Origin of the sequence: Kitasatospora sp. NPDC059803 (assembly GCF_042732255.1) — a bacterium.
Taxonomy (GTDB): domain Bacteria; phylum Actinomycetota; class Actinomycetes; order Streptomycetales; family Streptomycetaceae; genus Kitasatospora.
In genome coordinates this window covers 1-12,596 of sequence record NZ_JBHWIJ010000260.1, presented here as the reverse complement: position 1 = coordinate 12,596, position 12,596 = coordinate 1, and the positions used below count along the sequence as shown (strand labels likewise).

Genomic DNA, 12,596 nt, shown 5'->3' with positions numbered 1-12,596 from the left:
CCCCCTGGGTGCACGGGGAAGGCGGGCGGGCCGTCGGCACGTTCGGCCGGACAGGGCCTACAGGGCGCCCGGGCGCACCAGCCCGCTCTCGTACGCGTACACCGCCGCCTGCACCCGGTCGCGCAGCTGGAGCTTGGTCAGCACATGGCCGACGTGCGTCTTCACGGTGGTCTCGCTGACGAACAGTTCGGCCGCGATCTCCGCGTTCGAGAGCCCGCGTGCCACCAGCTTCAGCACCTCCAGCTCACGCTCGGTCAGCGCGCTCAGCGCCTGCGGCGGCGCCTCCTCGCCCGAGGGCAGCTTGGTGGCGTACATGTCCAGCAGCCGGCGGGTGATGCTCGGCGCCAGCATCGCCGCGCCGTCCGCCACCACCCGGATCGCCTGCACCAGTTCCTCCGCCGGGACGTCCTTCAGCAGGAAGCCGCTGGCGCCCGCACGCAGCGCCTCCACCACGTACTCGTCCAGGTCGAAGGTGGTCAGCACCAGCACCTTGGCCGGGCCGTCCCGACCGGGGCCGGCGATCCTGCGGGTCGCCTCGACGCCGTCCATCCTGGGCATCCGGATGTCCATCAGCACCACGTCGGGCTGCAGCGCCCGCACCTGGTCCAGCGCCTGCTGACCGTCGCCGGCCTCACCGACCACGACCAGGTCGGACTCGGCCTCCAGGATCATCCGGAAACCGGTGCGCAGCAGCGGCTGGTCGTCGACCAGCAGCACTCGGATCGTCACTAGGACTCCTTGCTCATCTGATCCCCCGTGGGATCGTCTTCGTCAGACGTACGCGACAGCGGCAGCGGGTACGGCGGGGGAGTGCCGCCGAACTCCGGGCAACTGGCCTGGTGGTCGCACCAGTCGCAGAGGCGGTTGCGGGTCGCCGGGAACTCCCCGGTGGCCACCGCGTGGGTGATCCGCTCCCAGAGCGCCCGCAGCTTGCGCTCCACCGCGAGCAGGTCGGCCTCGTCCGGGTCGTAGCTGACCACGTCCCCGCCCCCGCCGAGGTAGACCAGCTGGAGCCGCTTGGGGACGACGCCCTTCCAGCGCCACACCACGAGCGCGTAGAACTTCATCTGGAACATCGCCTTGCCCTCGAAGTCCCGCGAGGGCGCCCGGCCGGTCTTGTAGTCCACCAGCCGGACCTCGCCGCTCGGGGCGACGTCCACCCGGTCGATGTAGCCGCGCAGCAGCAGCCCCGACTCCAGGGCCGTCTCCACGTACAGCTCGCGCTCCACCGGGTGCAGCCGGGTCGGGTCCTCCAGCCGGAACCACTGGCCGACCAGCTTCTCGGCGTCCGCCAGCCAGCGGGCGAGCGCCGCGCCGTCCGGATCGTCCGGGAACAGCGAGCCCAGCTCCGGGCGCTCGCCCAGCAGCCGCTCCCACTGCGGGCGCAGCAGGCCCAGCGCCCGCTCCGGTGTCCGCTCGGTCGCGGGGCTGTCGAAGAGCCGCTCCAGCACCGCGTGCACCAGCGTGCCCCTGGTCGCCGCCGCGCTCGGCGGCTCGGGCAGCCGGTCGATCACCCGCAGCCGGTACAGCAGGGGACAGGTCAGGAAGTCCCCCGCCCGGGACGGGGACAGGCCGGTCGGGGGCGCCGCCGGGCGCGCCGGGGCCCCGGCGGCGCTGGTGGTGTCGGTCTGCTGCATGCCTCCGACCCTATTGCCCTTCGCTGTCATCCTGCTGCCACGGTGCTGCCACACCGCGCGGCACAGTGGGTATGAAGCCTGACAGAGGGCCGCACGCCACCGGAGGGCCGCGATCACGTAGCGTGGGCGCACCGGGGCACGACGGGGCAGACGACCGAAGGGATCACGGTGAGCGACAGCAGGGGGCAGCAGACCTCCGACCAGCCACCGCAGGACGACGGCGGCCGCCCGGCAGGGCGACCGCCGAGGCCGCCCGAGCGCGGCAGCGGCCTCCTGGTGGGCCGCCCCTTCGGCGTGCCCATCTACGTGACCCCCTCCTGGTTCGTCATCGCCGCGCTGATCACCTGGGTGTTCGGCGGCCAGCTCGGCGACGTCCTGCCGGACCTCGGCGCCGCCCGCTACCTGCTCGCGTTCTTCTTCGCGGTCGCCTTCTACGCCTCCGTCCTGGTGCACGAGCTCGCTCACACCCTGGTCGCGCTGCGCTACAGGCTCGGTGTACGGCGGATCCAGCTGCAGTTCTTCGGCGGCGTCTCCGAGATCGAGAACGAGGCCGAGAGCCCGTGGCGCGAGTTCTGGCTGGCCTTCGTCGGCCCGCTGCTCTCGCTGGTGCTCGGCGGCGTGTTCTACCTCGCGATGCAGGCCGTGGAGCTCTCCACGGTGCCCGGGGTGCTGCTCACCGGGCTGATGGTCTCCAACCTGGTGGTCGCCGCGTTCAACCTGCTGCCCGGCCTGCCGCTGGACGGCGGCCGGATGCTGCGCGCGGTCGTCTGGGCGATCAGCGGCAAGGCGATGACCGGCACGGTCGCCGCCGCCTGGGTCGGCCGGGCGCTGGCCGTCGTGGTGCTGATCGGCCTGCCGCTGTTCAGCGCCGCCCGCGGGATCGAGCGCACCACGACCGACACCCTGGTGGACGCGGTGCTGGCCGCCGTCCTCGCCGCGATCATCTGGAACGGCGCCACCGGGAGCCTGCGCAACGCCCGGCTCAAGGAGGTGCTGCCCGGCCTGCGGCTGCGCGAGCTCGCCCGCCGGACCGTCGAGGTCACCGCCGACACCCCGCTCGGCGAGGCGCTGCGCCGGGCCCGCGAGGCCCAGGCCGGCGCGGTCGTGGTGGTGGACGGCCGGGGCGACCCGATCGGCATCGTCCGCGAGTCCGCCGTCCGCGCGGTGCCCGAGCACCGCCGCCCGTGGGTCGCCGTCGGCCCGCTCGCCCGCGACCTCGAACCCGGCCTGCGGCTGGACGCCGACCTCGGCGGCGAGGACCTGCTGCGCGCCGTCCAGGCGACCCCGGCCGGGGAGTACCTGGTGGTCGAGGCGGACGGCCGGGTGTTCGGCGTCGCCGCGCTCACCGACATCGAGCAGCGCCTCACCGCCGCCGTCGCCGGCCGGTGATCACTCTGGTCGGGCGGACCGTCCGCTTCCCTTAGGATTGACCGCATGTCCGAACCGACCGGTGCCACCCGCCGACGCGGGCCCTTCCAGGTCGGGGACCAGGTCCAGCTGACCGACCCCAAGGGCCGCCACTACACGTTCACGCTCCAGGCCGGGAACCAGTTCCACACCCACAAGGGTGCGTTCCCGCACGACGAGCTGATCGGCGCCCCCGAGGGCACGGTCGTGCGCACCACGGGGAACGTCCCGTACCTCGCGCTGCGCCCCCTGCTCCCCGACTACGTCCTGTCCATGCCGCGCGGCGCCGCCGTGATCTACCCCAAGGACGCGGGGCAGATCCTGGCCATGGCCGACATCTTCGCCGGCGCCCGCGTCGTCGAGGCCGGTGTCGGCTCGGGCGCGCTCTCCACCTACCTGCTGCGCGCCGTCGGCGACACCGGCATGCTGGCCTCGTACGAGCGCCGGCAGGACTTCGCCGACATCGCCAAGGGCAACGTCGAGCGCTACTTCGGCGGGCCGCACCCGGCGTGGAAGCTCACCGTCGGCGACCTCCAGGACAACCTGGTCGAGGCCGACGTCGACCGCGTCATCCTCGACATGCTCGCCCCCTGGGAGTGCCTGGACGTCGCCTCCAAGGCGCTCGTCCCCGGCGGCCTGATCTGCTGCTACGTGGCCACCACCACGCAGATGTCCAAGACCGTCGAGGCACTGCGCGACCACGGCACCTTCACCGAGCCGCAGGCCTGGGAGACCATGGTCCGCACCTGGCACCTGGAGGGCCTGGCCGTCCGCCCGGACCACCGGATGATCGGCCACACCGGCTTCCTGCTCACCGCCCGCCGCCTCGCCGACGGCGTCGAGCCGCCGCTGCGCCGCCGCCGCCCGGCCAAGGGCGCGTACGGCGAGGACTACGACAACGGGGGCTCGGAGTCGACTCTGCGGGAGCGCGCCGCGGCCCGTGCCGCGGCCCGCGCCGTCGAGACCGAGCAGCCCGACCTGGGCTGACCGGGATCGCTTCCCAGGGGTGGTACGAGCCTGCTCGTGCCACCCCTCGGCATTTCGGCCGCCGGCGTGTGGGACGATGCTCGCGCACGCAGACCAGCTCCTGGGAGCACTGGAGGGGACGCCTGGTGGAGACCGCGGTCGGGACGACGGCTGGACAGCAGACACCGCGGGGCCGCACCGGGCCCGGGCACGCGCGCACCGCCCCCTGGCACTGGGCCCTGGCCCTGGCCGGCTGCGGCGCGGTGGTGGCCTCGGCCCTCGCCGCCGGCCCCGCGACCGGCACCCCGGTGCCCCTGCACGGCACTCCCAAGGCCCTCGGGGCGAGCGCCGCCCCCGACCCGGCCAAGGCCCAACTTCCGCTCGACTGCGGCCCGTTCCCGGTCGCGACGGCCATCAGCATGCCAGCCGACCTGGGCGACGGGCGGCCCGGCACGGTCGTCGCCGCGCACTGCGCGGCCGAGAACGGCACGCCGCCGGACGCCGTCTACCTGCTCGGCTTCGGCCCGGGCGAGCGCCCGGTGGTGCTGGCCACGCTCCTCTCCGAGCGCGAGAACCTCACCCTCGGCCGGCTCGCGCTGCGCTCCGACGGCGCCATCACCGGTCACGCGCAGGGGTATTCGAGCGACGAGGTGCCGCGCTTCCGCCCTGACATCTCACTCGACCTCACCTGGATGCGCAAGGGCGGCGGCTGGGAACGCTCCCAGACCGCCGCCCCGGTCAGCCAGACCTGAGGGGGAGGACGCGTCAGTCCGCGTCCGGCCCGTACACCTCGACCCGGTCGGTGACCCGGCGCACGTGGATGCAGTCGCCGGGGCACTCCTTCGCCGAGTCCACCACGTCCTGAAGGATCGTCAGCGGCACCGGGGCGGTCTGCCCGGGCTGCTGGCGCAGCTCGTCGTCCGGCCCCTTCACGTAGGCGAGGCCGTCGATGTCCAGCTCGAAGACCTCGGGTGCGTACTGCACGCAGATGCCGTCGCCGGTGCACAGATCCTGGTCGATCCACACCTCCAGCTGTTCGGCCGCCGTGGCCGTCTGCTCGGTTACCGACATGGTCCCCTGCCGTTTCTGTCCCGGGTCGCCCCTTTTCCGGGGGCAATCCCGCCATTCGTACAACGATCGGACCCAGGTGCCCGGTCGCGATCGGATATCACTTCGCTCGACGATACATCTGGCCCGCTTTGGGTGGTGAGCGGTGGGTATCCCCTTAGCAGAGGGGAAGCACGCTGGGGCGAAGATCGGACACGCCCGTTCCATCTTTCTTGATCTAGGGGTTTACGGACCCCTGGTCCCAGGTAGGGTCTGGAAGCGTCCAGCTCCCCGGAGGAGGTGAGGACCGTGGCAGCCCACGATGACGACTACAACCGCAGCACCGGCAGGCCCGCTCGTGGTTCCGACGAGGCCGCTCAGGTCTCGTTCCTTGAGCAGGAAATCGCTGTGCTGCGCCGCAAGCTCGCCGACTCGCCGCGCAATTCGAGGATCCTCGAAGAGCGGATCGTCGAGCTCCAGACCAACCTGGCCGGAGTGTCCGCCCAGAACGAACGGCTCGCCTCCACCCTGCGAGAGGCCCGCGACCAGATCGTGGCCCTCAAGGAGGAAGTGGACCGGCTGGCACAGCCCCCGGCCGGGTTCGGCACCTTCCTCGAGGCCAACGAGGACGGCACCGCCGACATCTTCACCGGGGGGCGCAAGCTCCGCGTGAACGTCAGCCCCAACGTCGCCCTCGACGAACTGCGGCGCGGCCAGGAGGTGATGCTCAACGAGGCCCTCAACATCGTGGACGCGATGGCCTTCGAGCGCATCGGCGAGATCGTCACCCTCAAGGAGATCCTCGAGGACGGCGAACGCGCCCTGGTCGTCGGCCACACCGACGAGGAGCGGGTGGTGCGCCTCGCCGAACCGCTGCGCGAGCTCACCATCCGGGCGGGGGACGCCCTGCTGCTGGAGCCCCGCTCCGGCTACGTGTACGAGGTCGTGCCGAAGTCCGAGGTCGAGGAGCTGGTCCTCGAAGAGGTCCCGGACATCGACTACCGCCAGATCGGCGGACTGAGCAACCAGATCGAGCTGATCCGGGACGCGGTCGAGCTGCCCTACCTGCACGCCGACCTCTTCAAGGAGTACGAGCTGCGCCCGCCCAAGGGCGTGCTGCTCTACGGCCCGCCCGGCTGCGGCAAGACGCTGATCGCCAAGGCGGTCGCCAACTCGCTGGCCAAGAAGGTCGCCGAGGTCACCGGACGCCCCCAGGGGAAGAGCTACTTCCTCAACATCAAGGGCCCCGAACTGCTCAACAAGTACGTGGGCGAGACCGAGCGGCAGATCCGCCTGGTCTTCCAGCGGGCCCGGGAGAAGGCGAGCGAGGGCACGCCCGTCATCGTCTTCTTCGACGAGATGGAGTCGCTGTTCCGCACCCGCGGTTCCGGCGTCAGCTCGGACGTGGAGAACACCATCGTCCCGCAGCTGCTCGCCGAGATCGACGGTGTGGAGGGCCTGGAGAACGTCATCGTCATCGGCGCCTCGAACCGCGAGGACATGATCGACCCGGCGATCCTGCGGCCCGGCCGCCTGGACGTCAAGATCAAGATCGAGCGCCCGGACGCCGAGGCCGCGAGGGACATCTTCTCCAAGTACCTCAAGGAGTCGCTGCCGTTCCACCCGGACGACCTCAAGGAGCACGACGGCTCCCTGGGCACCACGGTGGCCGCGATGATCCAGTCGGTCGTGGAGCGGATGTACTCCGAGACCGAGGAGAACCGCTTCCTGGAGGTCACCTACGCCAACGGTGACAAGGAGGTCCTGTACTTCAAGGACTTCAACTCCGGCGCGATGATCCAGAACATCGTCGACCGCGCGAAGAAGATGGCCATCAAGGACTTCCTCGACCACGGTCAGCGCGGTCTGCGCGTCTCCCACCTGCTCGCCGCCTGCGTGGACGAGTTCAAGGAGAACGAGGACCTCCCGAACACCACCAACCCGGACGACTGGGCCCGCATCTCCGGCAAGAAGGGCGAGCGGATCGTCTTCATCCGCACGCTGGTCACCGGCAAGCAGGGCGCCGAGTCCGGCCGCTCGATCGACACTGTCGCCAACACGGGGCAGTACCTGTAAGCACACGGTGAGACCGGGCCGCCCGGCGGTCCCCGGAACAGCACGCACCCCGTCCGGCTGTGGCGCCTCGCGGCCCCGCAGCCGGACGGCGCGTCTCGGGGTCCGCCCGTCGGTGCCGGGTTCTAGGCTCGACCCACCGATCGCGGGCAGAACGCCGGCGCCGGTGTTGTCCAGCGGTACGTCGGCGTGCTCCGCCCGTGGGGGGCGGCGCACCGGGCAAGGAGGGCCGCATGACCGTACGGCGCGTGATGGGCATCGAGACCGAGTACGGGATCTCCGTGCCCGGGCACCCCAACGCCAACGCCATGCTCACCTCGTCCCAGATCGTCAACGCGTACGCGGCGGCGATGCACCGGGCGCGGCGGGCCCGCTGGGACTTCGAGGAGGAGAACCCGCTGCGTGACGCCCGGGGCTTCGACCTGGCGCGCGAGGTGGCGGACGCCAGCCAGCTGACCGACGAGGACATCGGCCTGGCCAACGTCATCCTCACCAACGGGGCCCGGTTCTACGTGGACCACGCGCACCCCGAGTACAGCTCGCCAGAGGTCACCAACCCGCGCGACGCCGTGCTCTGGGACAAGGCCGGCGAGCGGATCATGGCCGCCGCCGCGCAACGCGCGCTGGAACTGCCCAACGGGCAGAACATCCACCTGTACAAGAACAACACCGACAACAAGGGCGCCTCCTACGGCACCCACGAGAACTACCTGATGAAGCGGGCGACGCCGTTCGCCGACATCGTCCGCCACCTCACCCCGTTCTTCGTCTCCCGCCAGGTGGTCACCGGCGCCGGCCGGGTCGGCATCGGCCAGGACGGTTCGACGCACGGCTTCCAGATCAGCCAGCGGGCCGACTACTTCGAGGTCGAGGTCGGCCTGGAGACCACGCTCAAGCGCCCGATCATCAACACCCGGGACGAACCGCACGCCGACGCGGAGAAGTACCGCCGGCTGCACGTGATCATCGGGGACGCCAACCTCTCCGAGATCTCCACCTACCTCAAACTGGGCACCACCTCACTGGTCCTGTCGATGATCGAGGACTCCTTCATCGCCTCCGACCTCGCCGTCGACCAGCCGGTGCGCACCCTGCACCGGGTCTCCCACGACCCCACGCTCAAGCACCTGATCACCCTGCGCAACGGGCGCAAACTCACCGCCGTCCAGCTCCAGCTGGAGTACTTCGAGCTGGCCCGCAAGTACGTCGAGGACCGCTTCGGCACCGACGCGGACGAGCAGACACTGGACGTGCTGGCCCGCTGGGAGGACGTCCTCGGCCGGCTGGAGCGCGATCCGATGTCGCTCTCCCGGCAACTGGACTGGATCGCCAAGCGGGAGATCCTGGAGGGCTACCGCAGCCGGGACGCCCTGGGGTGGGAGAATCCGCGGCTGCACCTGGTCGACCTCCAGTACAGCGACGTACGGCCCGACAAGGGCCTCTACAACCGGCTGGTGGCCCGCGGCCGCTTCGAGCGGCTGGTGACCGAGGCGGAGGTCGAGCGGGCCGTCTCCAAGCCCCCGGAGGACACCCGGGCGTACTTCCGCGGGCGCTGCCTGGAGCAGTACGCCGACCACGTCGCCGCGGCCTCCTGGGACTCGGTGATCTTCGACCTGCCGGGCCGGGACTCGTTGCAGCGGGTGCCCACGCTGGAGCCGCTGCGGGGCACCCGCAACCACGTCAAGGAGCTGCTGGACCGCTGTCGCACCGCGGAGGACCTGCTGCGGGTCCTCTCCGGCGGGTAACTTTTCGATCACCATGGGTGAACGTCCGCCGAATGGGAATCATCCGGGGTGGCAGCGGGTGTTGGACAGGAAGCGCCACCGGCAAACCGGGAGCGGCAGTCGCACCTTGTGTATAGGGTCGGTGCAGCAAGCAACGACCAAACCGTGCCAGAAGAATCGAGCGGGGTGAGGGAAATGGCGAGCAAGGACACCGGCGGCGGCCAGCAGCGGGCGAACCGCTCCTCCGAGGAGGTCGAGGAGCAGGCCGCGGAAACCCAGAATTCCGACGACCTCAAGGAGCGCCAGGAAAAGCTGAGCGACGACGTCGACGCGGTGCTGGACGAAATCGACGAGGTCCTCGAGTCGAATGCGGAGGATTTCGTCCGTGGATTCGTGCAGAAGGGCGGGCAATAGCCCGTCCCCGGCATTCGGGAATTCACGGTCGTGACCGTCGAGGGCGGTCGGGCGGCGAGGGCCGCCCGGCCGTCCGGCACCGGCCCCCTGCGCGCGTGGACAGTGATCTCCGGGCGGGTAGGGTGCGGGCAACGCGAGCTTCAAGCTACCTGGAAGGAATCGTGTGGAAGCCAACACTCGTGGCACCGGGCGTCTACCGGCTGCCTTCCTGACCCCGGGGTCCTCCTCCTTCGTGGACTTCCTCGCCGAGCACCGGCCGGAGCTGATCCCCGGCCACCGCGGGCTCCCCGCGGGGGCCGTGATCGAGGCCCCGCACGGGACCACCATCGTGGCCGCGGTGTTCGACGGCGGCGTGGTGATCGCCGGTGACCGCCGGGCGACGATGGGCAACGTGATCGCCCAGCGCGACATGGAGAAGGTGTTCCCGGCCGACGAGTACAGCGCGGTCGGCATCGCCGGCACCGCCGGCCTCGCCATCGAGATGGTCCGGCTGTTCCAACTGGAGCTGGAGCACTACGAGAAGATCGAGGGCGCGGTGCTCTCGCTGGAGGGCAAGGCCAACCGGCTCACCGCCATGATCCGGGGCAACCTGGGCATGGCGATGCAGGGCCTGGCGGTCGTCCCGCTGTTCGCCGGCTACGACCTGGACCTCGGCCGCGGCCGGATCTTCAACTACGACGTCACCGGCGGGCGTTCCGAGGAGCGCGGCTTCGCCGCCACCGGCTCGGGCTCGGTCTTCGCCCGCGGCTCGATGAAGAAGCTCTACCGCGACGGCCTGACGGCCGACCAGGCCGCCACACTGGTCGTCCAGGCGCTGTACGACGCGGCCGACGACGACTCCGCCACCGGCGGCCCCGACCTCGCCCGCAAGATCTTCCCGATCGTCTCGCTGATCACCGAGGAAGGCTTCCGCCGGCTCACCGACGCGGAGGTCACCGAGATCGCGGTCGCGATCACCGACGAGCGCCGCTCGCACCCCAACGGCCCGCAGGCCCCGCTGCTCTAGCCATCACCTCTCAGGAAAGGGACGACCGCCGGTGTCGACACCGTTCTACGTCTCGCCCCAGCAGGCCATGGCGGACCGCGCGGAGTACGCCCGCAAGGGCATCGCGCGCGGCCGCAGCGTGGTCGTGCTCACCTACGCCGACGGCATCGTCTTCGTCGCGGAGAACACCTCCAGAGCGCTTCACAAGGTCTCCGAGATCTACGACAAGATCGCCTTCGCGGCGGTCGGCCGCTACAACGAGTTCGAGAACCTGCGCATCGGCGGCGTCCGCTACGCCGACCTGCGTGGCTACTCCTACGACCGGGCCGACGTCACCGCCCGGGGCCTGGCCAACGTCTACGCCCAGACGCTCGGCACCATCTTCTCCTCGGTCGGCGAGAAGCCCTACGAGGTCGAGCTGATCGTGGCCGAGGTCGGCCGCACCGCGGACGAGGACCAGATCTACCGCCTCACCCCGGACGGCTCGATCGTCGACGAGAAGAACTACGTCGTGGTCGGCGGCAACGCCGACTCGATCGGCAACTACCTGGGCCAGCGCCACCAGGCCGGGATGGGCCTCACCGAGGTGGTCCGGGCCGCCGTGGACTCGCTCGCCCGCGACCCCAACGGCGGCAGCCCGCGCGCCCTCACCCCGGAGCAGCTGGAGGTGGCCGTCCTCGACCGCCAGCGGTTCCAGCAGCGCAAGTTCAAGCGCATCCTGGGCAACCAGCTCGCCCGGCTGCTCGACGGCGACCAGTCCGCCGAGTCGGACGACGAGGACAACCCGGCGGACACCGCGCCGGAGTAGCAGTGCCTGCGGAGTCCCGTACGGCGGCCGGAAGGAGGCCGTACGGGACTCCGGTGCCCCTGCGGCGGCCCAGTCGTCGTGGAGGCGGTTTCGGACAGCTCCGACACAGAATGGAGTGCTCATGGACCGCCGGATTTTCGGGCTGGAGAACGAGTACGGCGTGACCTGCACGTTCCGCGGGCAGCGCAGGCTGTCGCCGGACGAGGTGGCGCGGTACTTGTTCCGCCGGGTCGTCTCCTGGGGCCGCAGCAGCAACGTCTTCCTGCGCAACGGTGCCCGGCTGTACCTCGACGTCGGCTCCCACCCCGAGTACGCCACCCCCGAGTGCGACGACGTGACCGAGCTGGTGACGCACGACAAGGCGGGCGAGCGGATCCTCGAAGGGCTCCTGGTCGACGCCGAGCGGCGGCTGCACGAGGAGGGCATCGCGGGGGACGTCTACCTGTTCAAGAACAACACCGACTCGGCCGGCAACTCCTACGGCTGCCACGAGAACTACCTGGTGGCCCGGCACGGCGAGTTCTCCCGGCTGGCCGACGTGCTGATCCCCTTCCTGGTGACCCGCCAGCTGATCTGCGGCGCCGGCAAGGTGCTGCAGACCCCGCGCGGGGCGGTCTACTGCGTCAGCCAGCGCGCCGAGCACATCTGGGAGGGCGTCAGCTCCGCCACCACCCGCTCCCGCCCGATCATCAACACCCGCGACGAGCCGCACGCGGACGCCGAGCGCTACCGCCGGCTGCACGTGATCGTCGGCGACTCCAACATGTCGGAGACCACGACGCTGCTCAAGGTCGGCGCCACCGACCTGGTGCTGCGGCTGATCGAGGCCGGCGTGGTGATGCGCGACCTCACCCTGGAGAACCCGATCCGGGCGATCCGCGAGGTCAGCCACGACCTCACCGGCACCCACCAGGTGCGGCTCGCCAACGGGCGCGAGGCCAGCGCGCTGGACATCCAGGAGGAGTACTACACCAAGGCGCTGGAGTTCGCCGACCGCAAGGGCATCAACACCGGCACCATCGGCCAGGTGCTCGAACTGTGGGGCCGGACCCTGGAGGCCGTCCGCACCGAGAACCTGGACCAGGTGGCCACCGAGATCGACTGGATCATGAAGTACAAGCTCATCGAGCGCTACCGCGAGAAGCACCAGATGAGCATGTCCAACCCGCGGGTGGCCCAGATCGACCTGGCGTACCACGACATCCACCGCCGGCGCGGCCTGTTCTACCTGCTCCAGGGCAAGGGCCAGGCGAAGCGGGTGACCACCGACCTCAAGACCTTCGAGGCCAAGTCCATCCCGCCGCAGACCACCCGGGCCCGGCTGCGCGGGGACTTCATCCGCCGGGCGCAGGAGCAGCGCCGGGACTTCACGGTGGACTGGGTGCACCTGAAGCTGAACGACCAGGCGCAGCGCACGGTGCTCTGCAAGGACCCGTTCCGCTCGGTGGACGAGCGGGTGGAGAAGCTGATCGCCGGGATGTGACCCCCGCAGGGGATCCCAGGTTTGTGATCAAGGCGGTGTCCGGCCCCGGTGG

At 70.7% G+C, this 12,596-nt stretch carries 12 protein-coding genes; 9 read left to right on the top strand and 3 right to left on the bottom strand.

The genetic code is table 11. The annotated features are described in order from the left end of the window. Nucleotides 1-57: 57 nt before the first annotated feature. Complete coding sequence (locus ACFV6I_RS30780; RefSeq protein ID WP_063346919.1) at nucleotides 58-729, bottom strand: response regulator transcription factor; 672 nt, start codon at nucleotides 727-729, stop codon at nucleotides 58-60. After that, nucleotides 729-1,637 (bottom strand): RecB family exonuclease, encoded by a 909-nt coding sequence (locus ACFV6I_RS30775; protein WP_063346918.1) that lies wholly within the window; start codon nucleotides 1,635-1,637, stop codon nucleotides 729-731. Before ACFV6I_RS30775 ends, ACFV6I_RS30780 begins: the two co-directional genes overlap by 1 nt. Before the next feature lie 168 nt (nucleotides 1,638-1,805). Between ACFV6I_RS30775 and ACFV6I_RS30770 the strand changes: the two genes are divergently transcribed. The 3 genes from ACFV6I_RS30770 (at nucleotide 1,806) to ACFV6I_RS30760 (ending at nucleotide 4,762) form a co-directional block, all read left to right on the top strand. Further along, nucleotides 1,806-3,026, top strand: a complete 1,221-nt coding sequence (locus tag ACFV6I_RS30770; RefSeq protein WP_063346917.1) for a site-2 protease family protein — start codon at nucleotides 1,806-1,808, stop codon at nucleotides 3,024-3,026. Nucleotides 3,027-3,071: 45 nt separating this feature from the next. Further along, the gene (locus tag ACFV6I_RS30765; RefSeq protein WP_063346916.1) at nucleotides 3,072-4,031 is read left to right on the top strand and encodes a tRNA (adenine-N1)-methyltransferase; all 960 of its coding nucleotides are present in this window, start codon (nucleotides 3,072-3,074) and stop codon (nucleotides 4,029-4,031) included. A 125-nt stretch (nucleotides 4,032-4,156) separates the two neighbouring features. Beyond that, entirely contained in the window at nucleotides 4,157-4,762 is a 606-nt protein-coding gene (locus ACFV6I_RS30760; RefSeq protein ID WP_079135481.1) for a hypothetical protein, read from the top strand. A gap of 13 nt (nucleotides 4,763-4,775) precedes the next feature. On the opposite strand, the gene ACFV6I_RS30755 is transcribed toward ACFV6I_RS30760, so the two are convergent. Continuing rightward, nucleotides 4,776-5,081, bottom strand: coding sequence for a ferredoxin (locus tag ACFV6I_RS30755; RefSeq protein ID WP_063346915.1), 306 nt, complete (start codon nucleotides 5,079-5,081; stop codon nucleotides 4,776-4,778). 285 nt (nucleotides 5,082-5,366) lie between these two features. Here ACFV6I_RS30755 and arc point away from each other — a divergent pair, with 285 nt between their 5' ends. The 6 genes from arc to pafA all read left to right on the top strand — a co-directional run bounded on the left by arc (nucleotide 5,367) and on the right by pafA (nucleotide 12,544). After that, complete coding sequence (gene arc, locus ACFV6I_RS30750; protein ID WP_063346914.1) at nucleotides 5,367-7,133, top strand: proteasome ATPase; 1,767 nt, start codon at nucleotides 5,367-5,369, stop codon at nucleotides 7,131-7,133. Nucleotides 7,134-7,363: 230 nt separating this feature from the next. After that, a complete protein-coding gene (dop, locus tag ACFV6I_RS30745) occupies nucleotides 7,364-8,875 on the top strand; it encodes a depupylase/deamidase Dop (RefSeq protein WP_208869055.1) in 1,512 nt (503 codons plus the stop codon). 174 nt (nucleotides 8,876-9,049) lie between these two features. Beyond that, nucleotides 9,050-9,268 carry a ubiquitin-like protein Pup gene (locus tag ACFV6I_RS30740; protein WP_031069167.1) on the top strand — a complete coding sequence of 73 codons (219 nt, stop codon included), beginning with the start codon at nucleotides 9,050-9,052 and terminating at the stop codon, nucleotides 9,266-9,268. A 163-nt stretch (nucleotides 9,269-9,431) separates the two neighbouring features. Beyond that, the gene (gene prcB / locus ACFV6I_RS30735; RefSeq protein ID WP_380342771.1) at nucleotides 9,432-10,274 is read left to right on the top strand and encodes a proteasome subunit beta; all 843 of its coding nucleotides are present in this window, start codon (nucleotides 9,432-9,434) and stop codon (nucleotides 10,272-10,274) included. A 31-nt stretch (nucleotides 10,275-10,305) separates the two neighbouring features. Further along, nucleotides 10,306-11,061, top strand: a complete 756-nt coding sequence (gene prcA / locus ACFV6I_RS30730; RefSeq protein WP_063346912.1) for a proteasome subunit alpha — start codon at nucleotides 10,306-10,308, stop codon at nucleotides 11,059-11,061. Between the two features lie 121 nt (nucleotides 11,062-11,182). Then, nucleotides 11,183-12,544: a Pup--protein ligase gene (gene pafA, locus ACFV6I_RS30725; protein ID WP_063346911.1), complete on the top strand. Its 1,362-nt coding sequence runs from the start codon at nucleotides 11,183-11,185 to the stop codon at nucleotides 12,542-12,544. Nucleotides 12,545-12,596: the final 52 nt, after the last annotated feature.

Bases quoted from the DNA above. Each gene is read 5' to 3' on its own strand.
- ACFV6I_RS30775 (WP_063346918.1), bottom strand. From the start codon at position 1,637: ATGCAGCAGACCGACACCACCAGCGCCGCCGGGGCCCCGGCGCGCCCG.
- ACFV6I_RS30740 (WP_031069167.1), top strand. From the start codon at position 9,050: ATGGCGAGCAAGGACACCGGCGGCGGCCAGCAGCGGGCGAACCGCTCC.
- ACFV6I_RS30765 (WP_063346916.1), top strand. From the start codon at position 3,072: ATGTCCGAACCGACCGGTGCCACCCGCCGACGCGGGCCCTTCCAGGTC.
- pafA (WP_063346911.1), top strand. From the start codon at position 11,183: ATGGACCGCCGGATTTTCGGGCTGGAGAACGAGTACGGCGTGACCTGC.
- dop (WP_208869055.1), top strand. From the start codon at position 7,364: ATGACCGTACGGCGCGTGATGGGCATCGAGACCGAGTACGGGATCTCC.
- ACFV6I_RS30755 (WP_063346915.1), bottom strand. From the start codon at position 5,081: ATGTCGGTAACCGAGCAGACGGCCACGGCGGCCGAACAGCTGGAGGTG.